Source organism: Pseudomonas sp. TNT2022 ID1044, assembly GCF_028656895.1.
GTDB lineage: Bacteria > Pseudomonadota > Gammaproteobacteria > Pseudomonadales > Pseudomonadaceae > Aquipseudomonas > Aquipseudomonas reinekei.
Window position 1 is genome coordinate 132,045 of record NZ_JAMDHB010000004.1, and the last position, 22,964, is coordinate 155,008.

General features: G+C 56.4%; 22 protein-coding genes, 2 tRNA genes and 1 pseudogene. 8 read left to right on the forward strand and 17 right to left on the reverse strand.

Annotated features, from left to right (window positions below):
• Positions 1 to 77: 77 nt before the first annotated feature.
• The 6 genes from M5G20_RS06850 to M5G20_RS30220 all read left to right on the forward strand — a co-directional run bounded on the left by M5G20_RS06850 (position 78) and on the right by M5G20_RS30220 (position 5,583).
• Entirely contained in the window at positions 78 to 296 is a 219-nt protein-coding gene (locus tag M5G20_RS06850; protein ID WP_095192344.1) for a tautomerase family protein, read from the forward strand.
• Positions 293 to 949 (forward strand): DsbA family oxidoreductase, encoded by a 657-nt coding sequence (locus M5G20_RS06855; RefSeq protein ID WP_212626031.1) that lies wholly within the window; start codon positions 293 to 295, stop codon positions 947 to 949. Before M5G20_RS06850 ends, M5G20_RS06855 begins: the two co-directional genes overlap by 4 nt.
• Before the next feature lie 42 nt (positions 950 to 991).
• On the forward strand, positions 992 to 1,702 hold the full coding sequence (locus M5G20_RS06860) for an SDR family NAD(P)-dependent oxidoreductase (protein ID WP_273918501.1): 711 nt from the start codon (positions 992 to 994) through the stop codon (positions 1,700 to 1,702).
• Between the two features lie 248 nt (positions 1,703 to 1,950).
• Entirely contained in the window at positions 1,951 to 2,604 is a 654-nt protein-coding gene (locus tag M5G20_RS06865) for a hypothetical protein (protein ID WP_273918673.1), read from the forward strand.
• A gap of 443 nt (positions 2,605 to 3,047) precedes the next feature.
• Entirely contained in the window at positions 3,048 to 5,150 is a 2,103-nt protein-coding gene (locus tag M5G20_RS06870; protein ID WP_273918502.1) for a GNAT family N-acetyltransferase, read from the forward strand.
• Complete coding sequence (locus M5G20_RS30220) at positions 5,143 to 5,583, forward strand: ASCH domain-containing protein (protein ID WP_443218294.1); 441 nt, start codon at positions 5,143 to 5,145, stop codon at positions 5,581 to 5,583. The genes M5G20_RS06870 and M5G20_RS30220 overlap by 8 nt, the downstream gene beginning before the upstream one ends.
• Positions 5,584 to 6,186: 603 nt before the next feature.
• Here the strand turns inward: M5G20_RS30220 and M5G20_RS06875 are convergent.
• From M5G20_RS06875 to M5G20_RS06905, 7 genes are all read right to left on the reverse strand, one after another.
• Positions 6,187 to 6,262, reverse strand: a tRNA-Thr gene (locus M5G20_RS06875).
• A 104-nt stretch (positions 6,263 to 6,366) separates the two neighbouring features.
• Positions 6,367 to 6,894: a serine acetyltransferase gene (locus tag M5G20_RS06880; RefSeq protein ID WP_150735482.1), complete on the reverse strand. Its 528-nt coding sequence runs from the start codon at positions 6,892 to 6,894 to the stop codon at positions 6,367 to 6,369.
• A gap of 370 nt (positions 6,895 to 7,264) precedes the next feature.
• Positions 7,265 to 8,494 carry a methyltransferase gene (locus M5G20_RS06885; protein WP_273918503.1) on the reverse strand — a complete coding sequence of 410 codons (1,230 nt, stop codon included), beginning with the start codon at positions 8,492 to 8,494 and terminating at the stop codon, positions 7,265 to 7,267.
• On the reverse strand, positions 8,475 to 9,164 hold the full coding sequence (locus M5G20_RS06890; protein ID WP_273918504.1) for an ABC transporter permease: 690 nt from the start codon (positions 9,162 to 9,164) through the stop codon (positions 8,475 to 8,477). The genes M5G20_RS06885 and M5G20_RS06890 overlap by 20 nt, the downstream gene beginning before the upstream one ends.
• Entirely contained in the window at positions 9,161 to 9,856 is a 696-nt protein-coding gene (locus M5G20_RS06895) for an ABC transporter permease (RefSeq protein ID WP_007972786.1), read from the reverse strand. Before M5G20_RS06895 ends, M5G20_RS06890 begins: the two co-directional genes overlap by 4 nt.
• Before the next feature lie 78 nt (positions 9,857 to 9,934).
• Positions 9,935 to 10,684 (reverse strand): ABC transporter substrate-binding protein, encoded by a 750-nt coding sequence (locus tag M5G20_RS06900; protein WP_150735485.1) that lies wholly within the window; start codon positions 10,682 to 10,684, stop codon positions 9,935 to 9,937.
• A 13-nt stretch (positions 10,685 to 10,697) separates the two neighbouring features.
• A complete protein-coding gene (locus M5G20_RS06905; RefSeq protein WP_150735486.1) occupies positions 10,698 to 11,471 on the reverse strand; it encodes an ABC transporter ATP-binding protein in 774 nt (257 codons plus the stop codon).
• A gap of 549 nt (positions 11,472 to 12,020) precedes the next feature.
• Here M5G20_RS06905 and gabP point away from each other — a divergent pair.
• Positions 12,021 to 13,412, forward strand: coding sequence for a GABA permease (gene gabP, locus M5G20_RS06910; RefSeq protein ID WP_273918505.1), 1,392 nt, complete (start codon positions 12,021 to 12,023; stop codon positions 13,410 to 13,412).
• A gap of 74 nt (positions 13,413 to 13,486) precedes the next feature.
• Here the strand turns inward: gabP and vapC are convergent, their stop codons facing one another.
• The 10 genes and pseudogenes from vapC to M5G20_RS06960 form a co-directional block, all read right to left on the reverse strand.
• Complete coding sequence (vapC, locus tag M5G20_RS06915) at positions 13,487 to 13,894, reverse strand: type II toxin-antitoxin system tRNA(fMet)-specific endonuclease VapC (protein WP_273918506.1); 408 nt, start codon at positions 13,892 to 13,894, stop codon at positions 13,487 to 13,489.
• Positions 13,894 to 14,124 carry a type II toxin-antitoxin system VapB family antitoxin gene (gene vapB / locus M5G20_RS06920; RefSeq protein ID WP_273918507.1) on the reverse strand — a complete coding sequence of 77 codons (231 nt, stop codon included), beginning with the start codon at positions 14,122 to 14,124 and terminating at the stop codon, positions 13,894 to 13,896. Before vapB ends, vapC begins: the two co-directional genes overlap by 1 nt.
• A gap of 179 nt (positions 14,125 to 14,303) precedes the next feature.
• Positions 14,304 to 14,756 carry a hypothetical protein gene (locus tag M5G20_RS06925; protein WP_273918508.1) on the reverse strand — a complete coding sequence of 151 codons (453 nt, stop codon included), beginning with the start codon at positions 14,754 to 14,756 and terminating at the stop codon, positions 14,304 to 14,306.
• Between the two features lie 6 nt (positions 14,757 to 14,762).
• The gene (locus tag M5G20_RS06930) at positions 14,763 to 15,179 is read right to left on the reverse strand and encodes a hypothetical protein (RefSeq protein ID WP_150735491.1); all 417 of its coding nucleotides are present in this window, start codon (positions 15,177 to 15,179) and stop codon (positions 14,763 to 14,765) included.
• Between the two features lie 20 nt (positions 15,180 to 15,199).
• Positions 15,200 to 16,174: an alpha/beta hydrolase family protein gene (locus M5G20_RS06935; protein ID WP_273918509.1), complete on the reverse strand. Its 975-nt coding sequence runs from the start codon at positions 16,172 to 16,174 to the stop codon at positions 15,200 to 15,202.
• A 156-nt stretch (positions 16,175 to 16,330) separates the two neighbouring features.
• Positions 16,331 to 16,921, reverse strand: a pseudogene (locus M5G20_RS06940) (DUF1016 N-terminal domain-containing protein); the annotation flags it as partial.
• 275 nt (positions 16,922 to 17,196) lie between these two features.
• A tRNA-Phe gene (locus M5G20_RS06945) sits at positions 17,197 to 17,272 on the reverse strand.
• Positions 17,273 to 17,374: 102 nt separating this feature from the next.
• Positions 17,375 to 17,647: an oxidative damage protection protein gene (locus M5G20_RS06950; RefSeq protein WP_273918510.1), complete on the reverse strand. Its 273-nt coding sequence runs from the start codon at positions 17,645 to 17,647 to the stop codon at positions 17,375 to 17,377.
• The gene (gene mutY, locus M5G20_RS06955; RefSeq protein ID WP_273918511.1) at positions 17,644 to 18,711 is read right to left on the reverse strand and encodes an A/G-specific adenine glycosylase; all 1,068 of its coding nucleotides are present in this window, start codon (positions 18,709 to 18,711) and stop codon (positions 17,644 to 17,646) included. Before mutY ends, M5G20_RS06950 begins: the two co-directional genes overlap by 4 nt.
• Positions 18,708 to 20,933: an AsmA family protein gene (locus M5G20_RS06960; RefSeq protein WP_273918512.1), complete on the reverse strand. Its 2,226-nt coding sequence runs from the start codon at positions 20,931 to 20,933 to the stop codon at positions 18,708 to 18,710. Before M5G20_RS06960 ends, mutY begins: the two co-directional genes overlap by 4 nt.
• A gap of 355 nt (positions 20,934 to 21,288) precedes the next feature.
• Between M5G20_RS06960 and M5G20_RS06965 the strand changes: the two genes are divergently transcribed.
• Positions 21,289 to 22,950 (forward strand): OFA family MFS transporter, encoded by a 1,662-nt coding sequence (locus M5G20_RS06965; RefSeq protein WP_273918513.1) that lies wholly within the window; start codon positions 21,289 to 21,291, stop codon positions 22,948 to 22,950.
• The last annotated feature ends 14 nt before the right edge of the window (positions 22,951 to 22,964 follow it).

Here is a 22,964-nt window from a genome sequence, read left to right on the forward strand (position 1 = left end):
CCCTCCAGCTAACGCCATACATTGAGCTCCAACGCCTCTCCCATCATCCCGACGGGAAGGTCACTGGAGTTTCCCTCATGCCTTTCGTAAGCGTACGCATCACCCGCGATGGCGTTACCACTGAGCAGAAAGCTCAGGTGATCGCCGAGATCACTGAAACACTGGAGCGCGTGCTCAACAAACGCCCTGACCTGACCCACATCGTGATCGAGGAAGTCGACACCGATAACTGGGGTTATGCCGGGATCACCACCACTCAATACCGCAAGCAACTGGCGCAAGAGGGGCAGTCATGACGCCGTCGGTCACCGTCGATTTCGTCTCCGACGTGGTGTGCCCATGGTGTGCACTGGGGGCGACGGCACTGGAGCAGGCGATCGCGAACGTCGCGGGTGAGGTGTCGGTTGAGCTGACCTACAAGCCTTTCGAACTGAACCCGACCATGCCCGCCGAAGGCGAGAAAGCGGTCGAGCACTTGATGCGCAAATACGGACGTACCGCCCAGGATGTCGCCAATGGCAAAGCGATGCAGATCGAACGCGGCAATGCCATCGGCTTCAAGTTCGACCTGGAGAAGCGCACCCACTTCTACAACACCTTCGACGCTCACCGGTTGCTGTATTGGGCGCAGGAGGAAGGGCGTCAGGTGGCGCTGAAGAAGATCCTGCTCCGCGCTTACTTCAGCGAAGGCCAGAACCCGAGCGATCAGCCGACGCTGGTGCGGCTGGCAGGAGAAGCCGGGCTGGACGAGGCCCGTGCGCGCGAGGTGTTGGCGTCGGGTGTGTTTGCCGAAGAGGTGCGTGAACTGGAGGCGTTTTACCAACAGCACGGCATCAATTCGGTCCCGGCCATGGTGCTCAACGGTCGTCACCTGGTGTCTGGTTCGCAATCGGTCGAGTACTACGAACAGATGTTGAGACAAATGGCCCAGGCCCCTGCCGAAGCCTGATTCACCCCATTTCAAACCCCACTTTTGTTAGAGGTATTTATCATGAGCAATTCGAAAAAAGTTGTTGTCATCACCGGTGCATCCCAAGGCCTGGGCGATGGCATGGTCAAGGCTTTCCGCGAACTCGGTTACCAGATCGTCGCCACCTCGCGGTCGATCAAGCCTTCCACCGATCCGGACATTCTCACCGTGGCCGGCGACATCGGCGAACCGGAAACCGCCCAGCGCGTGATCCGTGAAGCGATCGCCCGTTTCGGCCGCGTCGATACCCTGGTCAACAACGCCGGCATCTTCGTTGCCAAGCCATTCACCGCGTACACCGCCGAAGACTACGCCAACGTGCTGTCGGTGAACCTCAGCGGCTTCTTCTACATCACCCAACTGGCCATCAACGAGATGGAAAAACAGGGTAGCGGCCACATCGTCAACATCACCACCAGCCTGGTGGACCATGCCATCGACGGTGTGCCATCGGTCCTGGCATCGTTGACCAAAGGCGGCCTGAACTCGGCGACCAAATCCCTGGCCATCGAATACGCCAAGCGTGGAATTCGGGTGAACGCGGTATCGCCTGGCATCATCAAAACCCCGATGCACGGCGAAGAAACCCACGCCGCACTGGGCGCTCTGCACCCGGTCGGGCACATGGGCGAAATCGATGACATCTCGCAAGCCGTCGTGTACCTGGACAACGCCAAGTTTGTCACTGGCGAAATCCTGCACGTTGATGGCGGGCAGAGCGCCGGTCACTAAGATCCGCTTCTGCAAACCGCAGGAACAACAAGCCCTCGTATTGCTACGAGGGCTTTTGTTTGGTGGCAATAAAGGGCGTGGTTGTGATGATCAATTACGAGATCAGGGTTATTTAAGGAAGTGTCTGACATACAACGTGGTGATCTCTTGTAGATCATTGAGGCTTTTCCATGGCGCGGGGCCACGGAGAAGTCATTGAAGGATATCAATTGCATCGCGTTCACATTCGCAGGGGAATGCCGCCCAAGCTGCCAAGGGTCGCTTTCGACGTCGACCGCGTGTTCTGCATCTCTTTGGATGAGCGCAAGGATCGACGCGAACTCTTTCGGCAAACCGTCACGCGACACCTTTCCAACCCCGTTGAGTTCTACATCGCGCAGCGTTGTGATGACCCCGTCCGGGGCTGCTATGAATCGCATCAAGCACTCGCCGCCATGGCGCTGGCTGAAGGTTGGCAGAGAATGCTGGTCTTTGAAGACGATGCAAAACCCTACACGCTTCGCGCTACACAAGTGCGATGGGTGAACCGGTTTATTCGCCACAATGATTTTCAGGCACTGCATCTGGGTTACAGCATGGGACGCACCTGGCTGACCTGGTTTCCGTTCATCGCCCGGGGAGAAGTGGTGGCGCTTCACGCCTACATCATCTCGCGCGAAGGCTGCCGGATATTGGCGCAGGCACCTTATTGCGGAACGCCGGTCGATGTCTTGTTCAAGCACCAGATCAAACAACACTGTGTGTTTCCGATGCTCTTCCGTCAGCACGCAGCAACGCAAACCGGCAGCGACATCCAAACGGTTGCCACTAACGAGGACGAATGGTGGGAAGGCAATTGGAAAAAACACCGCCGATCGTTGCTCAAGAATATTTGGCGAACGGTGTTCAGGTTGAGGTTTTGAGCTTGGGTTTTTGATACGGGTGGGGAGGGTGAGTTTGTTGAGTGTTGGATTGAACAGGCTCTTATGAACGAGGTGGGATGAAAAGTCCCAGAAACGACAAAGCCCCGCGTTGCGGGGGCTTTGGATATGGTGCGGCACCAGGAGTCGAACAAGTAGCTAACATATTGAATTTATGAAAAATATTTCTAGTGGTTAGACGGATTATCTCATTCTCTACCCTCGTTTAATTGTCTGTAAGTACCGACCATTACCTCGTCTTAAATAGATAAAGTTATGGCTGTGGCCGAGTTTCGCTTTTTACTATGGTGCGACATGCGGATTAGTATTTTTTATTCGATGTTTTAACGGTCCGCCGCTTTTGTTAAGGGCAGGTGAGCGCTCAGCTGATTCGTGCTATTATACGCTACTAATAACTTGTCCTTTCAGTAAGAGTTTGACTCGTAATGGAATACACAATATTAAAAAGTTTTGATCATGTTTCTTTGTACATAAATCAAGTTTCAAATATCGCCGATAATAATAAGGGCGCATTTGGCTTTTTGGCTTCGTCAGCATATGATCAAATGGCGTCAAAAGGACAGTTGTGGGTAATAGTTAATGAGGCTAGAGAGCTAAAAGGGTATCTGATGTTTGGCGGCACTATGCCGAGTATTAAAATTTTTCAAATTTACTCCTGCCGTTCTGTAAAAGGGCATAGAATTGGTTCACGCTTAATAAGTTCGTTGAAAGATTTTGCGAAAGAGCACGGCTACCATTCCATTGTGGCTAGGGTAGCTTCTGATTTGCCAGCGAACGAGTTTTGGAGCAAGTTAGGGTTTCAGGTTTATAAGCAGGTCAAGGGCGGAGAAACGACTAAGCGGATTATTAATGTCCGTGGATTCGTTGTAAATGATAATGACTTGTTCGGCTCATTAGGCAACGAACGAGTAGGCGTTAGACCAACAGGACCTGTACTTAAAAAACGGATTTATGCCTTGGATCTTAATCTTCTCTTGGATGTTTCCAAGGCAAGGCCAGGCTATGAGCAGATAGTGAAAATCATGCAGGTTGGATTCCAAGGAGGATTTTCGATTTGCATAACTCCAGAGTTCAAAGCGGAGCTTGAACGGCAATCGTCACACTTTTCGGATGATCCAGTTTTGAGAATGGCTGGAGCATTTCCTGAACTAATGGCAAATACTGATGTTCAAGAAATAGCTGAATCATTGAGAAGAGATATTTTTCCGTCTAGAACAGCAAGTAGAAAGTCAGCTCAGAATGATGAGTCTGATTTACGGCATTTAGCTTATTGCATATCTGCCAAAATAGATGGTTTCATAACTCGCGAGAAAGCACTTCTAAGGTCTTGCAATGATATTAAATATAAGTATGGATGTTCTATACTTTCGCCTGATGAGCTTATCACGGATAATGGATTCTCAAAGTCTGATAAGCCGCTGAATTCTGATTTCTCGTTCTCTTCTTCTACTATGACTGATGAGTTAAGCGCTTTTTTAAGCTCTTTTTCAGTGCCAGAGCTAGTGAGTGAAAGTCTTGATTCGGCCTCGCCTACTAAAGAGGGGGCGAATGTATATGAGGCCCGGCTGGATGGGGAGTTATTCGGCATATATTATTTCCAGAAACCGGTTAAATCTTCAGGGCATGCATTAGCCGTGCTGTATATCGATGAGAGCCGTCCTCAAGCAATCGCAGCAATTGACCACTTTCTAGAAATGGCTTTGAGGTATAAGTGCTCGTTCTCGCATCGCTTGGATTTATATATTGGGAAAGATCAGGATATCACTGCGGAAACCCTTGCTAAGAAAGGATTTTTCAAATCCGCAGATCATTTTGTAAAAATTATGAGTAGCGAATTTTTAGACCGTAAAAACTGGTCGGACTTCGCTCGAGCTGTCAAAACTTTTTGCGAGTTCAGTATTCCAGAAAAGCTCCCTTCAAAGAAGGAACTTCAAAATACCGGCATATTTATCTCTGATGCATTTAATGAGTCTCAAGTATTTTCTTGGTTCGATTTCGAGACTGCTATTGGGCCTAAGTTTATCTTGAGCTCCGATAGGGATTGTATCATAGTGCCTATCCGTGAAAAATTCGCTAACGGGTTGATAGGTAACGTAAAGAACCAACTGTCTCTGCTGTCTAGTCATCAGCAAATATTTTTACTTGAGAAAGCGTATTTTAGGTCACCAGTTAGAGAGTCTATTTTTATACGGGGTGGGGTTATTGCTTTTTACGTTTCGGGCATAAAAAGCATTCAGGAAATCATAGGTTTCGCACGAATTACATTTTCAGATGTCATAGATATTGACGAGGCCGCCGTTAAGTTTGATCGGCAGGGGGTTTTGTCAAAAAAAGAGCTGCTTGATATTTCTGATGGGGCAGGGCGTGTTCATGTCTTCACGTTTGATAACTTTATTGAATTTGATCGGCGCGTATCATTTTCAAGGGCGAAAGAGTTGGGTCTAATAAGTAATGCTAACTTAGTCTCCCCTGAACGAATAGGCGTGGATAAGCTGAAGGTATTAATTGGGGAAGCCTATAATGATTGAGGCGCTGGTTTCCATCAAGCCGAGGCATGTGGATAACATTATGCGAGGCAAAAAGAGTGTTGAGCTTAGAGTTAAGCCCATCAGTTTGCCACCTGGGTCCCGACTATGGGTATATACAACTCTACCGGTGGGTAGGATAGATATGTCCGCACAGGTAGACTTTGTAAAGAGTATGCCTCCAGAGGAAATATGGACAAAGTATGGAAAAGAGATCTGTATTTCCAAACTTGATTTTGACCTATACACAGCTGGGCGCGATCTAGTAACGGCTATCGGCTTGAAAGACATAACCATTTTAGATCAAGGTGTATGCTTACCTTTGATTCGCATGAGGCTTGGCAAATTTCAACCCCCACAGTTTTTTTCCAAAATAGCCCCGGATAGTCCGCTACTCACACTTCTTTGTGGGGGTAATGAGGTGGCTAGCGATTAGGTGTGGCTATATAGGGTTTAAATAGTAACGTGTTAGGTTAACTCGTCAAGGGAATAAAATATGTTTCGCAGTTTCTGTGAGTGGCACATTTTTACGTAAAGAAGTGGAATATGAGAATTTAGCTGTTATGAAGCTGCGGCTGGGCGGTCGATAACTATTTAATATAGTGGTGTCTCGAGCATGCGAGTTGTTTTTATATAGTGTTGTCGTTTGTTTTTAGACGAAAAAGGGGACTGCGAAAAAGGGGACAGATTTATTTTCGCCCGCAATATGCAGGCATTACTTACGTCAGGTGCCGGATGCAGCTAGGCAATGGCTACTTGAGGAAAGCGAAGAGGATGCACACGGTGCCGAGAACGCTTTGCCTCGCGCATGTTGCTTTGCGGGATTTTTAGACTGTTGCCATCGAAAAGCTGTAGGCGCGGTCGGTGGGCTTGGCTGAGCGGCAAGCCGAATCGGAGACTGGATCGGTGGTGCGACATAAGGGAACGACCCCTTTATCGATTACTTACCTCTGACACCCCCCAAAAACGAAAAAACCCGCCAGAAGGCGGGTTTTTCGGGGGTTCCAGAGATTTTGAAAGCCTTCTCTGGAACCTTGTATGGTGCCGGCACCAGGAATCGAACCCGGGACCTACTGATTACAAGTCAGTTGCTCTACCATCTGAGCTATACCGGCGTGTCAGGGCGACGATTATAGCGATTGGGCAGGTTCTGTAAACCCCTGAATTCTGACTATTTTTGCGCGAGCCTCTGGTGCGCAATTCTGGCGCTCGTTGGTTCTCATCGCGCGTTGTAAAACGTCGTTCCCGGCGGGATGTCTTTGTTGACGAATGACATGGCGCCGATAGTGACGTTGTCGCCGATCGTCAGGGTGTCGGCGATGATGCAGCTGTTGGCGCCGACGCTGACATTGTCGCCAATTACCAGCTCATAACGGTCAAGGCCCAAGGTCTTGATGCCGATGGTGGTGTTTTGCCGAATGAAAAAATTGCGGCCGATTTTGACGTTGCCGGTGATCACTACGCCGGGCAAATGACCGATGCGAAAGCCCGGGCCGATCTGGGCATCGATGCTGATGTCTACGCCGTACTTGAGGTTGAGTTTTCGTTCCAGGCGTTTGGCGTAGCGGCGCGCAAAGCTGTTTCCGGAGTAGAAGTACTGGGCCAGCCGGAACATGAACAAGTAGCGCAGGGTATTGTTCTTGCGAGTCCGCTTGAGGATGTTGCTGATCAGGCCTGTGCGGCTGCCGCGTTTTTTCTTGTTGGAGACTTCCGACTGCCAGTGCTCTATCAAGGTGTCGAGATTCAAAACGTGGCCCCTGCTGAATCTTTTATCAGTGAAGCCGCCGATAGTAGCTGGTTGCTATCAAGGTGCCTATCGATGCCGCCAGCTTCGCTCATCCATTCAAGTGCTGACGGCCTGTGCATAGGCTGCCCACACTGCCTCGATTTTGGCGGTTATGTCCTTTTGATTGAATGCTTATGCACAACGGGATTTCAGATGCACGGGATTTGCTGAGGTTTTGTGGATCCGTTCTCATTTGTGCGCAAATCCCTGTTTTTCGGGTTTTTTATCCGCCTGTACGAAAATTGAACAGTTTGGTTTCACGCCTGAAACAGCTGTAAATATTGGATCCACGATAATTTAATCAACAGAGTTATCCACAGACTGGCGCTTGTTAAGAGCGTTCGGCCAGCAGCAGTAAATTACGCGGGGTCAGTGGGCTTTCACAAAAGGTTCCGAGGCGAACGGCGTATCCCTGCTCCATGAGGAAGAGGGCGCGATCGAGGACCAGCCACAGTTCCAATGGACGTCGGAAAAGTCCGCGTACCAGCTCCAGGTTGCGCACGTGCGCCAGTCGTCGCCAGCCAGCTTTTTCGCGTGCCGACCAGTCTTGCGCAGCGATTGTGGATAAGTCTTTGAGTCCGGCCAAATGATGGCAGTAATCGGCGAAAGATTTGTCCAGCCAGGCACTGGGCAACGACGGAGTCGGCAGATAGTCGTCAATGCCTCGCAGGTCCCGCTGCAGCAGGTCGAATCCCAGGCGCCGGGCCATGGACGTGTCGCGCTGACGTCGCACGCGAGCGCCGGCGGTGACGGTTTCGCTCATGGGCAGCGCCAAATCATCGAGCGACAGCTGCAGGCCGGACCCTTGGGCGGCAGCGGACATTGGCGCGTAGTTAGCCTGGCTGATCCGGTTGTAGCAGCAAGGCGCGATGGCGAGTTGCTTGCAGCCTGCCGCACTGGCCAGGCGCATGAGTTGCACATGCAAATCGCCGCAGGCGTGCAGGGCGACCGGCGTGTGGGAAGCCTTTAGCAACGGGGCTGCGGTGGCAGCGAGCACGTCCTGTTCAATATGCAGCGCATGCAGTTGATGGCGTTGGCTGAGGGCCTGGCCGCTGGCAACCAGCGCCGGGTCATATTCCACGCAGGTCAGCTGTTGGCCGGTTTGCAACAAGCGGCGACCCAGATGCCCTTTGCCCGCGCACCAATCCAGCCAGTGCCCGGGAGCATCGGCAAATTGCAGGCGGCTGGCGAAGGCTTCGATCTGTTGCCACTTGCGGCCCGGCACGTCGACATTCAGTCGATGGCCCGCCTTGGCCAGTGCATGGGCGGGCAATTCATCCACGTCAGCCAATGCAACGGACAGTTTTGCCAATGATGCAAAAGGCTCTGGTGCGTTCAGTAGAGCGGGTTGGTTGTGCGCATGTTCCGCATCTTCCAGTGACCGCCCACGTAGCCAGGCGGCCAGTGCCGGGTGGGACGTTTCCCACGGGAGCTGAAGATGTGTGAACGGTCGAGGTTTCCATAGCGCCTGATGTTCTGTCAGAAACGAATCCAGCGCCATGAAGCGGGCGAGCAGTGCCTCGCCCGTCAGTACATGGGAATCAACGGCCTTGGCAGGCATCGACGCGCAGCCAGCGCTCTAGCAGCTTGAAGCCTCGCACCAGCACGTAAGCCATTACCAGATAGAACATGCCGGCGGCGAAGAAGATCTCCACCGGCAGGTAGGTCCGGGCAATGATGGTGCGAGCCATGCCGGTCAGTTCCAGCAAGGTCACGGTGCTCGCCAAGGCGCTGGCCTTGAGCATCAGGATCACTTCGTTGCTGTAGGCCGGCAGGCCGATGCGCGCGGCGCGTGGCAGGATGATGTAGATCAGGGCCTTGGTCTTGGACATGCCCAGCGCCCGCGCGGCTTCGATCTCGCCCGGTGGAATCGCCTGGATCGCGCCGCGCAGGATCTCGGCGATGTAGGCTGCGGTGTGCAGGGTCATGGTCGCCGTGGCGCACCAGAAAGGATCGCGCAGGTAAGGCCACATTGAGCTGCTGCGGATTGCGTCGAACTGCGCCAGGCCGTAGTAGACCAGGAACAGTTGAACCAGCAACGGCGTACCGCGGAAAAAGAAGATGTAGCCGTAGGGAAACGCCCGCACCCACCACAAGCGCGAAGAACGGGCGATGCCCAGCGGGATTGCGAGCAGCAGGCCGGCAATCACTGCGATGGCCACCAGTTCAAGCGTCAGGGTCGCGCCCTGGGCCAGTTTTGGCAGCCATTTGATGATGACTTCCCAGTTCATTGGGTGCTCCTCGCGAAGCCGCGAGCGGCGCGTTTTTCCAGGAAATGCATGCCGGTCATCGCCAGAACCGTCAGGCCCAGGTACATGAAGGCGGCGACCATATAGAAGGTGAACGGTTGTTTGGAGACGGTCACGCCGATCTGCGCGTGGCGCATGATTTCTTCCAGGCCGATCACCGATACCAGCGCGGTGTCTTTCATCAGGATCATGAACAGGTTGCCCAGGCCGGGCAGGGCGATGCGCCACATCTGCGGCATGATCAACTTGGTGAAGATCCGCCATTTCGACAGGCCCAACGCTACGCCGGCCTCACGATGGCCCTTGGGAATGGCGAGGATCGCGCCACGAAACACTTCCGTGGCATAAGCGCCGAAGCACAGGCCCAGTGCGATCACGCCAGCGGCGAAGGCGTTGAGTTCAAGGTCGGGGTTGCCGAAGAACTCGCCCAGGGCACGCATCAAATTGACCGTGCCGAAGTAGATCAACAGCACCCAGAGCAATTCCGGGATACCGCGAACCAGGGTCGAATAAGTGCCGCCAAGCCATTGCAGCGGCTTGTACGGGGAAGTCTTGGCCAAGGCGCCGAGCAGACCGAGCACCAGCCCCAGGCACAGGGCCGAGAGAGCCAGTTTCACTGTCATCAGCGCGCCAGCGGCGAGCGCCGGGCCGAATCCGTAGAGGTCGATAATCATGGATTTCTTTTCAAATCGCGGCAGGCAATGCCGGGGACCGACGCCGTCAGAAGGCGGCGTCGGTCCGGCAGGTCAGAATCAATAGATGCTGAACGGGAAGTACTTGTCGTTGATCTTCTTGTAAGTGCCGTCAGCAACGATTTCTTTCAGCGCGACGTTGAGCTTCTCGCGGATTGGATCGTTTTTACGCACGGCGATACCGATCTTGTCGCTTTCTTCTACCGGGTCACCCTTGAACTCATAGGATTTGCCGGCGTCGCTTTTCAGCCACTCGTAGTTGACGTATTTGTCAGCGAGGATGCCGTCCAGACGACCGGAAGTCAGGTCGAGGTAGGCGTTTTCCTGGGTGTCGTAGAGCTTGATGGTGATGTCGTCACCATAAGTGTCTTCGAGGAACGTGCCGGCCAGGGTCGCGCGCTGTGCGCCGATCACTTTGCCCTTCAGCGCAGCCTTGTCGGTTTTGAAGTCGACGCTTTTCGGCGCGATGAATTGCAGCTTGTTGGAGTAGTACGGGTCGGTGAAGTCCACCGCTTGCTTGCGCTCGTCGGTGATCGACATCGAGGAGATCAGGAAGTCGAACTTCTTGGCGTTCAAGGCCGGGATGATGCCGTCCCAGTCGGAGGTGACGACGGTGCACTCGACTTTCATCTTGGCGCACAGGGCGTCGCCGATCTCTTTGTCGAAGCCGACGACGTTGCCACTGGCATCTTTGTTATTGAACGGCGGGTAAGCGGCTTCGATGCCCATCTTCAGGGTTTCGGCCATGGCACCGGCGCTGAACGCCAGGGTGACGGCGGCAGCCAGGAAGACCTTTTTGTAGTTCTGCATGTGGGTAGCTCCGTTAGCGGTTGCTGGACATGAATTGTTTGCAGCGCGCCGAAAGCGGGTTTTCAAACACCTGCTGTGGCGATCCTTGCTCTTCTACCAGGCCCTGGTGGAGGAACACCACTTCGCTGGAGACCTGACGGGCGAAGCCCATTTCGTGGGTCACGAGCAACATGGTGCGGCCTTCTTCGGCCAGTGCGCGGATGACATTAAGTACTTCCTGGACCATTTCCGGGTCAAGCGCGGAGGTCGGTTCGTCGAACAGGATGACCTTGGGCTGCATGGCCAGGGTGCGGGCGATGGCCGCGCGTTGCTGCTGGCCGCCGGACAATTGCGCCGGGTAGGCATGGCGCTTGTCAGCGATGCCGACCTTGGCCAGCAGGGCTTCGGCGACTTCGATGGCTTCGGCCTTGCTCTGGCCGAGTACGCGACGCGGGGCTTCGATGATGTTGTCGAGCACGCTCATGTGCGGCCACAGATTAAAGTTTTGAAACACAAAACCAATCTCGCTGCGCAGGCGGTTGATCTGCTTGCTGTCGGCGGCAACCAGTTCGCCGTTCTTCGCGGCCTTGAGCTTGAGTTCTTCGCCGGCCACCAGGATTTGTCCCTGATGCGGGTTTTCCAGCAGGTTGATGCAGCGCAGGAACGTGGACTTGCCGGAGCCGGAAGAACCCAGGATCGAGATCACATCGCCGTCGCGGGCGGTCAGCGAAATGCCCTTGAGCACCTCCAGCGAGCCGTAGCGTTTGTGCAAGTTACGGATTTCAAGCGCGGGCGTGGCCTCAGCCATGTGCGTTCCTCATTGTGTATTCGCTCCTGCTGTTGGTTGCCTTCCTGGCAAGGCGGCCAAGCTAGCATAGCGTTTCAAAGGCAGCCAACAGCACTGCGGGCAGTAAACGGTTGGCGTGTGGCAGGTTGTCGCATCGGCACAGCAGACTGTCGCCCCATCAACAACCGAACAGGCGTTTGAACCTGGATTACAAGCAAAAAGCACAGCGGCTTTCGCAAAAAGGGCGCGATGTTGCCAGCTTTGGCGGGGGGTGGGAAGCGCTAACCGGCCAAACGCACTTTTATTGTGCGCAGAGCGTTTTCGGGGTGTGTTTCGGGTGCCTTGAATCGCCGTTGAAGTGGGTCGCAGGGTAACGTTCTGGCAAATTGCCATTAATCTCAATGACTTGCGATGACTGTCCGGTCAGGATCAGAGCCCCGTAACCAGGGGTTTTGAAACATTTTGGCGCACTTATTGCGTGCAGATTCCGGAACACCCCGTTTGTTTCTTTTTACAAGACAGAGGCTTCACGGGTTGCACGCATTCGCTTTCCTTACAAAGGTAGTTTCAATGAGCAGTACCCAAAGCTCTAACGGCCTCGAACAGGGGCTTAAACCGCGTCATGTGACCATGCTGTCGATCGCCGGTGTTATCGGCGCCGGCCTGTTCGTTGGCTCGGGTCACGCGATCGCTGCTGCAGGCCCGGCCGTGCTGCTGGCCTACGCCGCCGCCGGCATGCTGGTGGTGCTGGTGATGCGCATGCTCGGTGAAATGGCTGTTGCCTCGCCGGACACGGGTTCTTTTTCGACCTACGCCGACCGCGCGATCGGTCACTGGGCCGGTTTCACCATCGGCTGGCTGTACTGGTGGTTCTGGGTGCTGGTCATCCCGTTGGAAGCCAACGCTGCCGCAACCATCCTGCATGCCTGGTTCCCGGGCGTCGATATCTGGGCCTTCGCCCTGGTCATCACTATGTTGCTGACCGTGACCAACCTGTTCAGCGTGAAGAACTACGGTGAATTCGAATTCTGGTTCGCCCTGATCAAGGTCATGGCGATCATCGGTTTCATTGTTCTGGGCGTCATGGCGATCTTCGGTTTCCTGCCAGGCAGCCAAGTCAGCGGCGTTTCCCATCTGTTCGACACCCAGGGGTTCCTGCCAAACGGCATGGGCGCGGTGTTGGGTGCCATTCTGACCACCATGTTCTCCTTCATGGGTACCGAAATCGTGACCATCGCGGCCGCGGAATCGAAAGACCCTGGCAAGCAAATCTCCAAGGCCACCAATTCGGTGATCTGGCGGATCGGCTTGTTCTACCTCGTATCGATCTTCATCGTTGTGGCCCTGGTGCCATGGAACGATCCGATTCTGGCCAGCGTCGGTTCCTATCAGACCGTTCTTGAGCGCATGGGCATCCCGAACGCCAAAATGATCGTCGACATCGTGGTCCTGGTCGCCGTGACCAGTTGCCTGAACTCGGCGCTCTACACGTCGTCGCGTATGTTGTTCTCCCTGGGCAAGCGCGGCGATGCGCCAGCCGTTTCCACGCGCACCAACAAAAGTGGCACGCCTTACTGGGCGGTGATGCTGTCCACGGGCGCGGCATTCCTGGCCACATTCGCCAACTATGTAGCCCCGGCGGCGGTGTTCGAATTCCTGCTGGCCAGCTCCGGCGCCATTGCACTGCTGGTGTACCTGGTGATCGCGATCTCGCAACTGCGCATGCGCAAGCAGCGCATGGCTCGCGGTGAGAAGATCGTCTTCAGCATGTGGCTGTTCCCGGGCCTGACCTATGCGGTGATCGTCTTCATCGTCGCGGCCCTGACCATCATGCTGTTCCAGGACGCCCACCGCGTGGAAATCCTCGCGACCGGCCTGCTCAGTGTTCTGGTGGTTGCTTCCGGTTTGCTGGTGGCTCGCCGTCGCAAGCAGCAGAAAGCTGGTGCGGTGGTACTGAGCTGATTCGTACTGCGTGACGTAAAACGGCCGCTGTCAGGGATGACAAGCGGTCGTTTTTGTTTGTGTCTTCGTTCGGTTCAACCGGGGTGTACCCAGTCTTCTACACGTAAGCCTGGAACCCGCTCAAATTCTCGCAGGTTATTCGTTACTACGATGAACCCGCGTGAGCGCGCGTGCCCGGCAATCATTTGGTCGTAGGGGCCGATGGGGGTTCCAGCCTTCGCCAGCTCGGATCGAATCATTCCGGTATGCGCGGCGGCATCATTGTCGAAAGGCAAAACTTCAAGGCGCGCCGCAAAGCCTTCGATCACGGAAAGGTTTTTTTCTGGTGCTGCTGACTTTTCGGCACCGTAGATCAACTCCATGAGGGTCACAGCACTGATGCACAACTGCCCGTCATGGCGGTTAAAGGCTTCTCTTACAATTTGCGGTTTGTTCTTGATGGTGAAAATGCAGATGTTGGTATCGAGCATGAATTTGATCATCAAAACGACTCACGCTCCTGATCGGTGGGTTGCTCACGATCAGCCATAAAATCCGTACATACGCTATCCCCGTCGAACCAGCTATCCCATGTCTCATCGGCGGGGGTAATGATGCGGGCTCGGCCGATGGCAACTACGTTGACTCGTTTTACGTCGCTTGGCATTGCTACGGCTTTGGGAAGGCGAACGGCCTGGCTTCGATTACTCATGAAAAGGGTGGTCTGTTCCATTTTTGCCTCCTGCGCCAATGCTGGTGGGGTGAATCCAAAGCGTAGATTTTTTTATGGATATGTCAATGGGATATACATGTAGGGTGGTGGATGGTTTCCGGATAGTCAGGTTTTTCGCGCAACAAAAAACGGCCGCTGTCAGGGATGACAAGCGGCCGTTTTTATTTGAGTCGTAACCCTTACTCGGTTTTTTCTGCCGGTGCTTCCTGCGACTCGCGGTAGGCATCCAGTGCGGCGCCGAAGTCAGCAATGAACTGCGGCTCGCTCAGCCATGCCTGGGCGGTCTCGCGGTCCATGCCGTCGGCCCACATGCGGTAATCGATCAGCATGTCGGCGGCCAGATGGGTGGCGGCCATGCCTTCGTCATCGGCGTTTTCCATGTCCAGCAGTTCTGGATGGTCGACGATGATGAAGGCGAGGTTGGTCAGCAGGACCGAGAGCATTTCGCTGCGGCTGACGGCTTCCGCGTCACGCATTTTGCTGAACATCGCCAGGGTGTATTCCGGAATCGGCTCGCCGATTTCGCCCAGGTCATCATCCAGCGCGGCGGGTTTGCGGCCGTGGATATTGATTTGTTTAGCTTTGGCTTTTGCACGCTTGGCGCGTTTCTGTTGCTTGTTCAGGGAGGCCATGGGAGCTCAGTTCGGTTTCTGTTGGGTTTGCGCGGCGATAGCGTCGGACGCTGCTACGTAGTCAGCCTGAAAGGCCGCTGATTCGATCCACGCCAAGGCGCCGGCTTCGTCGGTTTCAGTGGACCATTGGCGATATTCGATCAGCGCCGCCAGGATGAAATCCATCGCACCTTCTTCGCCTTCCTGTTCGTAGACCAGTTCCAGCAACGGGTCCTCGAGGAAAGCCGTGCACATGGCTTGCTGGCTGGTTTTCTCGGCGTCGATCATTTTCTTGAACAGTTCGGTCAGGTCGACCGACTCGAAGTCGATGCGGTCATCATTGGGGTCGAGTTCGACCGGCGCGGCAGCGCGTTGGGTGCGGTTCTGCTTGGCCTTGGCCTTGGCGCGGGAGGCGCGTTTTTGCTGCTTGTTGGCGGAGGCCATGGATGTTGTTCCGTTATGCGTTAATTGGGGTGGCTGCGCGGTACTGTCCGCCCGGGTGTGTCGGGGGGCAGCTCGCCGTCTTGCAGCCAGGACAATGCAATGGGCCATAGTGTGGCTTGGTATGCGCTGCGAAAAAAGGCGAAATGTCCAACTTCTGTTTCGCCGATGTCTTCGGGCGTGATGCGCAGGTGTGTCCTGATGCTGCCGGTGAAGTAGGCGAGCAGGCGTTCGATGGCCGCAATAGTGCCGTAGGGATCGTCGCTGATGCTGATCGCCAGGGTATTCGCGGTCACGGTGGCGAAGGGCAGGTGACCGTTGATTATCCGACCGCTGGGACGCGTTTCGTAGCGGGCGGTGGGCGTACTCCAGTCGCGGACCACACCGGCGGGCGTGTCTTCCAGCCAGCCAAGGCGTTTGCCGGGAAAGTAACCACAGATCTTTGTCGCCAAAGGCATCACCACGTGCCACTTGCCAAACATGCGCCAGCGATGGGCGGGCGCGTAGTCGCGCCAGTAAGCGAATTGCGCGCCGACCGTCACCAGGCGCCGGATGAGTTGTCCGGAGGCTCCCAGGCCCGCTGCACAGCCGCCAAAGCTGTGGCCGACCACATCAATCGGCTGACCGGGAAACTCCCGCTGCGCACGCTGGAGCATCGCCTCGAAATCCAGGGCGCCCCAGTCGGTCCACGAGGCTTGTAACCCTTTGATCGACGCCGGACGTGATTCGCCGATCCCTCGGTAATCATAGGTAATGACATCGAAGCCGTGAGCGAACAGGTAATCGGCGAAACGCGAGTAGTGTCGGCAGCGGACCGAGGTCGCGGCATTGATGATGACGACCGGGCGAGTGGAGTCCGCAGCCGCATGCCGCCAGGCGAATCCACCAAGGATGAAGCCATCGGCAGCGGGTTGCCTGAAGGGCTTGCCAAGCGCATCACTCGTTAACGGAAGCTCGATTTGAGTGGGAGCAAGTGGTGGTGTTTCCTGCAAACTCATCGGCGCCAGACCTTTGCGGGTAGTTGCCAACGATAGTCTTCACGCAGCCGATGAACAATCCACCCGGATATCATCACGGTTTTTGATCGAGCCGCTCTTCCAGAGCTGCCCGCTCTCGATCCAGTTCCGCGCGCAACTCTTCCTCGCTCGGCAGTACGCGTTGGGCAAGCCAAGAAACTCCAGCACCACCGGATCGCGGATGAAATCCCGAGGGCTGGCTTTCATGTTCTGAATGTTGGTAGCGGCCTCCTGCTTGACGCTGCCGCGGTCGCGGCTTGCCAGCAGGCGCTCGTAGTAGAGCGTGTTGATCTGGCGTTCCAGCGCGCGGCTTGACCAGTTTTGGGTGGCTGATTCGTTCATGTACCAGAGACGAGCACTGTCGTTGTCGACCCGAAGCAGACGGCGGTAGTGGGTCCAGCTCAATTCGGAACGCACTGCGTTCCAAATTGGAAAAGTTTGATAAAAATCCCGCATGTAGCGCAGATTGCGCTCGTCAAAACCTTTCCCGAAGTCTTCAGTCAGGACCTTGGCTAGCGTAGCCAGCAAGCGTTTGCCATAACCCGCCCGCCGAGCCCCTCCCTGCTCGAACTCGACAATATGCCGACCGATCTGCCAGCAGGTTTGCACTTGAATGGTGTCGACCGCACGCAACACTTTTTGACGTGCCTGGCGGATCAATGCGCCAAGATTGCCAAGTAGTGAAGCGAGTGGTGGGTCTGGGGTGTCGCCGGGTTTGAGAGCGCTCATGAAGTCTTCCGCGTCGCGTTGAACACGCAGAAGAGAATCGCAAAAGGCCTGGGCCAGCGATGCCGGCCGACGCTGAGAAGCCGGCAAGAAATACCGGTTTTTCTCGCAGGACCGGACGTATATCAAGTCAGATCCGAGGAGTGATTCTCGTAGTACGTTTCGTACTCAAACCAAGACTGATACAAAACCTGCCAATTGACCGAGGTTGTCACCTGCTTCATCAAATCGCAGGCATAAAAAAACCCTGAATATTGCGATTCAGGGTTTTCGGTATTTGGTGCCCAGAGACGGAATCGAACCGCCGACACGGGGATTTTCAATCCCCTGCTCTACCGACTGAGCTATCTGGGCAACGGGGCGCATTAAACTGGTTTTTCAGGGGGTCGTCAAGCAAGTTTTCAAAAAAATTTTAATTATTACCGTCGCTTACGATCCAACCCCCGATTTAGCGGGTTACTCCGACGGCGGCACGTAGCCTTCGGCCTTGGCGTATTCCTCGCCGGAAAAGAACTTGTCCATCTCGCCCTGAAGATATTTGCGATCTTCGGCGTTCATCATGTTCAGGCGTTTTTCGTTGATCAGCAGGGTCTGGTGTTTTTGCCAGTCAGCCCAGGCCTTGGCCGAGACGTGGTCAAAAATGTCCTGGCCTTTGGCGCCCGGGAACGGTGCACGTTCCAGGCCTTCGAGTTCTTCTTTGTACTTGCGGCACATGATGGTGCGGGTCATGACGACTCTCCTGCGTTCAATACGGCGGCCGCGCGTTCGAGCAAGGTTTTGACCGGAGCGGCAAGGCCCAGGCGCGGCGGGGTGGCGAGGTTATACCAGAGCCAGTCGGCCTCGGCCACGTGATGGCCGGCTTTCTGGACCTGGACCAGCCAGGGTTCGATGGACAATTGGAAATGGCTGAAAGTGTGCACCAGGCTCGGCAGCGATTGCTGTGTGCCCAGCTCCAGCGAGTGTTGCGAAGCCAGGTGTTGCAGATCATCGAGGTCGTCGAGTTCCGGCAGGCTCCATAAACCGCCCCACAAGCCCGTGGAAGGGCGACGGTAAAGCAGGATCGCACCTTCGCCGTTGGCGAGCATCGGCATCAGCGTGCGTTTCTGCGGGATGGCTTTGCGCGGCTTGGGAATCGGGTAGCGTGTTTCCAGGCCGAGCATGTGCGCTTCGCAACCTTTCTCCAGCGGACACAGCAGGCAGCTGGGTTTGCTGCGGGTGCAGAGCGTCGCGCCCAGGTCCATCATCGCCTGGGTGTAGGCGTTGACCCGATCATGGGGCGTAAAGCGCTCAGCGTTCGCCCAGAGCTGTCTGGCGACCTTCGGCTCGCCGGGGTAGCCCTCTTGCGCGGTAAAGCGCGCCAGCACGCGTTTGACGTTGCCGTCGAGAATCGGCGCGCGCAGGCCCATGCTGATGCTGGCGATCGCACCGGCGGTTGACAGGCCGATGCCCGGCAGGTCCGTGAGCTTTTCCACATCCCGGGGGAATTCGCCGCCGTACTGCTCGACGACGATCTTCGCGGTCTTCTGCAGATTGCGCGCGCGGGTGTAGTAACCCAGGCCGGTCCACAGGTGCAGCACTTCGTCTTCCGGCGCAGCGGCCAAGGCTTCGACCGTCGGCAGCGAAGCCATGAACCGGTCGAAGTAATTGAGCACAGTGCTGACCTGAGTCTGCTGCAGCATGATTTCCGAGACCCACACCCGATACGGGTTGATGTCCTGTTGCCAGGGCAAATCATGCCGGCCATGGCGGTCGAACCAGTCCAGCACCGCCGTTGAAAACTGCTCGGCTCTCATCGCTTGAACAGCCCCTTGAGCGCGTCTTTGAGTTCCGGGCTGACTTTGTCGCCCAGCTTCTCGTCGATTTTTTCACTGATGCGTTCGCCCGCCAGTTTGCTCGCGACCTGGCCCATGCGTTCGTTGTCGAGTCGGCAAGCCTTGGCGCCCAGCTCCAGCGGGCCACGGCAACGCAGCGGCCACTCGATACCGACGAATTTCTCGCCCACCTGACAGGCCGGGTCCGGCATGGCGCTGGTGTCGCCTTCGACAACGATGCCTACGCGGTAATCCATACCCAGCACTCGCAGATCGACATCGCCGTCACCGTTGACGGTCATGCCCGGGATGCGCACTTTCAGGTCCGGGTTGCTGGCCACGCCGTTACGGAAATTGAGGTTGCCCTTGAGCTCCTGGAACGGTGTGTCCTTGCCCCGTGGCTCGCCGCTGAGGGTTTTGCGATTGAGCGTGGCGATGCCTTTGCACAGTTGCTGCTCGAGGTTGGCATTGAGCAATACGCCGTTGTTGATGACGAAACTGGCGTTGCCGTTGAGGGTTTCGATCAGCGCTTTCTGGCTGTTGCCGGTGCCGGTCAGGGTGCTGTTGAGCGTGACCAGACCTTTGACCGGTGGTTCTTTACCCTGGCTTTCGAGGATTTTTTCCACCGGTACGCGGCTGATCTGCGTCTGCATGTTCAGCACAGGCGCCTGCTGGCGCACATCGAGGGTGCCCTTGGCGTCGAAGTTACCTTCGTACAAGTCACCGCGCAGGCTCGCCAGTGTCAGCAGGCCACCCTGGCCGTTGGCCTTGAGCACCGCGTTGCGGATCGGCAGTTTTTCCAGGGTCAACTGGCTGAAGGTCAGGTCGGCGTCCACATCCAGTTTGCTCAGGCGTTCCACTGGCAGCAGGCGCTCGCTGCTCCAGGCCTCTTTGGTCGGCGATTGCGGCAGCGGTGTGCTGCCGGCGCCCGCCATGGCATCGGCTTCGGTGCTGGCGACTTCGGCCTGACGCACTTGTTTGGCGCTGTTGGCTTCGGCCGACTTCGGCGCCAGGTAGCGGTCGACGTTGAAGGTGTCGGCCTTGAGGGTGGCGCGCAACGATTGCTTGGCGAAGTCCTCGACAGCGATGCGGCCGCTGAAGGTGCTGTCGTCGAGTTTGAGGTTGATGTCGTCAAGCGTGAGGCTGGAAGGCGTGCCCGCGAGACGGGTTGCCAGCTCCACTTTGCTCAGGCTGCCTTCGGCCATGGCGGGGAGTTTCTGGCCGATGCTGTCGATAAATTTTGCCAGGTCGAACTGGGCGATCGACAGGCCGCCACTGACCTGCGGGGTCTTGTCGAGATCGTTGACTTTCAACTCTCCCAGTGCACGCAGCTGATTGGCGGAGATCTTGATGCCGGTCCACTCGGCAACGTTGGCGGCCCGGTCCAGCAGCAACTGGCCCTGGGCGGCGAAGGTCATGGTCTTGCCTTGCAGTGGATCACCAGCGACCTCACCGGACAGTTTCATGTCTTCGAGTTTGTAGCGCTGCAAGGCACGCTCGAAACGCAGCTCGCCGTTGAGTTCGGTGCGCACCCGCAGAACTGGCTGGTTGGTACCGAGAAATGCGGTGAGCTTGACCGGAATGTTGGTGGAGTCATGCACCGGGCCGGTACTCAGCTGGATGCTTTCGGCGCTGAATTGTTTGCCGGTTTTTTCGTCGTTGTATTCGATGCGGGCGTTGTTGACGGTCAGGCTGTCGATGTCCAGGCGAATCGGCTGAGCCGGTTTTTCTGCCTGGGCGGTGGTTTGCGGCTCAGCTTCGCCAGGGGTTGCCGGCGGGGAGTCCGGGGTCGTCGGGTTCGCCACTTTGCCGATGTCTTCCCAATTGCCGTGACCATCCTTGTCGCGGGTCAGGCGCAGGTTGAGGCCTTCAACGCGCACGTCGCTCATCTGCACTTCGCGGCGCAGCAGCGGCAGTACGCGGACCGACAGGCCAAGCATCTGCAGGTCGGCAAACGGCTCGGTGGGCTTGGCCAGGGTCGCGACACCGGCGTCGTGCAGTTCCAGGCCCAGCCATGGGAACAGGCTCCAGCCGATATCGCCATTGAGCGTCAGCTCGATGTGGGCCTTGTCGCGGGCAATCTGGCGAATCTCGTCTTTGTAGTCGTTGGGATCGAAGAGGTGGGTCAGGGCAAAGCCCAGCGCCACAATGATCAGCAACAGCCCGAGAAGTACCAGACCCAGGATTTTGCCGAACGCTTTCATGGGCGAGTCCTTGTAGTTAGTCGAATTCAAAATTTAGCCGGGGAGTATAGCGCTCCGAGAGAGACGACCGGTCAGTGATCACTCGGACAGGGCATCGAGCGGCATGTTCATTCAGCAGCCTGGCGATGATCGGCGGGTGGTTCCTGCGTGTCAGAGATCGGATAACGTACAAAAAACTGATATCACTTTGGTTTTTCTGTCACGTGCAAATGGTAACCTTCGCTCGTTCGTCGGTCCTTCTGCGACTTGATGCCGCACCAAGATGGAGCTTCACCTTAAAAAACAGTCATGCGTGCGCATAAAGGCTGGGGGTGAAGAGTGGCTGACGAACCATTCTAATAATTGGGGATACACAATGACCACGAGTATCGCGGCGGACGGCTATGCCGACCAGCCCGCGTTCCTGTCCAAGGAACGCATCATCGCCAAGCCCGGTTTCAACCGTTGGCTGGTACCACCGGCCGCTCTGGCCATCCACCTGTGCATCGGCATGGCCTACGGCTTCTCGGTGTTCTGGTTGCCACTGTCCAAGGCGCTGGGCATCACTAAACCGATGGCCTGCGCGCCGGACATGAGCTTCATCGCTCAAGTCTTTTCTTCGCAATGCGACTGGCCGATCTCGATGCTCGGCTGGATCTACACCCTGTTCTTCATCTTCCTGGGTTGCTCGGCAGCCATTTGGGGCGGCTGGCTGGAACACGCCGGGCCACGCAAGGCCGGTGTTGTATCGGCACTGTGCTGGTGTGGCGGTCTGCTGATTTCGGCACTGGGCATCTACACGCACCAGATCTGGCTGATGTGGATCGGCTCCGGGGTCATCGGCGGTATCGGCCTGGGCCTGGGTTACATCTCGCCGGTGTCGACCCTGATCAAGTGGTTCCCGGACAAGCGCGGCATGGCGACCGGCATGGCGATCATGGGCTTCGGCGGCGGCGCGATGGTCGGTGCACCGTTGGCGACTGCCCTGATGAGCCACTTCGGTTCGCCAGAAGGCGTTGGCGTATGGCAGAGCTTCGTGGCAATGGCCGCGATCTACTTCGTGTTCATGATCGGTGGCGCACTGTCCTACCGCGTGCCGCCGACCGGCTGGAAGCCTGAAGGCTGGACCGCTCCGGTGAAAAAAGCCTCGAACGCGATGATCACCCACCGTCACGTGCACGTGAACGTGGCGTGGAAAACTCCGCAATTCCGTCTGGTGTGGCTGGTGCTGTGCCTGAACGTTTCGGCCGGTATCGGCATCCTGGGTATGGCCTCGCCGCTGCTGCAGGAAGTGTTCGGCGGCAAATTGCTGGGTAATGACCTGCCGTTTGGTCAGCTGGATGCAGGTCAATTGGCTTCGATCGCTGCGATCGCTGCCGGTTTCACCGGTCTGCTGAGCCTGTTCAACATCGGTGGCCGCTTCTTCTGGGCATCGTTCTCGGACTACCTGGGTCGCAAAAACACCTACTTCGTGTTCTTCGCCCTGGGCTTTGCGCTGTACGCATTGATTCCGAACCTAGGTCACCTGGGCAACGTTGCCCTGTTCGTGGCGGCGTTCTGCATCATCCTGTCGATGTACGGCGGCGGTTTTGCCACGGTTCCTGCGTATCTCGCGGATCTGTTCGGTACGCAAATGGTCGGCGCGATCCACGGTCGCCTGCTGACCGCATGGGCTGCGGCGGGTGTGTTGGGTCCGGTACTGGTGAACTACCTGCGTGAGTATCAGCTGAGCATCGGCGTTGAGCGTGCGGCAGCGTACGACATCACCTTGTACATCCTCGCCGGCCTGCTGGTGCTGGGTTTCATCTGCAACCTGCTGGTGCGTCCGGTGGCTGACAAGTACTTCATGACCGACGCTGAACTGGCTGCCGAACAGGCGCTGGGTCACGACAAAGGCGCTGACGCCAGCACTTCGCTGGAGTGGAAAGCTGCGCCGGGCTCCAAGCCTCTGGCGATTGCTGCCTGGCTGGCGGTGGGTATTCCGTTGGCGTGGGGTGTGTGGGTGACTCTGCAGAAAACGGCAGTACTGTTTCACTAAGTAAGCGGTAAACG

Bases quoted from the DNA above. Each gene is read 5' to 3' on its own strand.
- vapB (WP_273918507.1), bottom strand. From the start codon at position 14,124: ATGGAACAGACCACCCTTTTCATGAGTAATCGAAGCCAGGCCGTTCGC.
- M5G20_RS06885 (WP_273918503.1), bottom strand. From the start codon at position 8,494: ATGCCTGCCAAGGCCGTTGATTCCCATGTACTGACGGGCGAGGCACTG.
- gabP (WP_273918505.1), top strand. From the start codon at position 12,021: ATGAGCAGTACCCAAAGCTCTAACGGCCTCGAACAGGGGCTTAAACCG.
- M5G20_RS06905 (WP_150735486.1), bottom strand. From the start codon at position 11,471: ATGGCTGAGGCCACGCCCGCGCTTGAAATCCGTAACTTGCACAAACGC.
- M5G20_RS06925 (WP_273918508.1), bottom strand. From the start codon at position 14,756: ATGGCCTCCCTGAACAAGCAACAGAAACGCGCCAAGCGTGCAAAAGCC.
- M5G20_RS30220 (WP_443218294.1), top strand. From the start codon at position 5,143: ATGATTGAGGCGCTGGTTTCCATCAAGCCGAGGCATGTGGATAACATT.
- M5G20_RS06965 (WP_273918513.1), top strand. From the start codon at position 21,289: ATGACCACGAGTATCGCGGCGGACGGCTATGCCGACCAGCCCGCGTTC.
- M5G20_RS06860 (WP_273918501.1), top strand. From the start codon at position 992: ATGAGCAATTCGAAAAAAGTTGTTGTCATCACCGGTGCATCCCAAGGC.
- vapC (WP_273918506.1), bottom strand. From the start codon at position 13,894: ATGATCAAATTCATGCTCGATACCAACATCTGCATTTTCACCATCAAG.
- M5G20_RS06895 (WP_007972786.1), bottom strand. From the start codon at position 9,856: ATGATTATCGACCTCTACGGATTCGGCCCGGCGCTCGCCGCTGGCGCG.
- M5G20_RS06930 (WP_150735491.1), bottom strand. From the start codon at position 15,179: ATGGCCTCCGCCAACAAGCAGCAAAAACGCGCCTCCCGCGCCAAGGCC.
- M5G20_RS06890 (WP_273918504.1), bottom strand. From the start codon at position 9,164: ATGAACTGGGAAGTCATCATCAAATGGCTGCCAAAACTGGCCCAGGGC.
- mutY (WP_273918511.1), bottom strand. From the start codon at position 18,711: ATGAGAGCCGAGCAGTTTTCAACGGCGGTGCTGGACTGGTTCGACCGC.
- M5G20_RS06900 (WP_150735485.1), bottom strand. From the start codon at position 10,684: ATGCAGAACTACAAAAAGGTCTTCCTGGCTGCCGCCGTCACCCTGGCG.
- M5G20_RS06960 (WP_273918512.1), bottom strand. From the start codon at position 20,933: ATGAAAGCGTTCGGCAAAATCCTGGGTCTGGTACTTCTCGGGCTGTTG.
- M5G20_RS06850 (WP_095192344.1), top strand. From the start codon at position 78: ATGCCTTTCGTAAGCGTACGCATCACCCGCGATGGCGTTACCACTGAG.
- M5G20_RS06950 (WP_273918510.1), bottom strand. From the start codon at position 17,647: ATGACCCGCACCATCATGTGCCGCAAGTACAAAGAAGAACTCGAAGGC.
- M5G20_RS06855 (WP_212626031.1), top strand. From the start codon at position 293: ATGACGCCGTCGGTCACCGTCGATTTCGTCTCCGACGTGGTGTGCCCA.
- M5G20_RS06935 (WP_273918509.1), bottom strand. From the start codon at position 16,174: ATGAGTTTGCAGGAAACACCACCACTTGCTCCCACTCAAATCGAGCTT.
- M5G20_RS06870 (WP_273918502.1), top strand. From the start codon at position 3,048: ATGGAATACACAATATTAAAAAGTTTTGATCATGTTTCTTTGTACATA.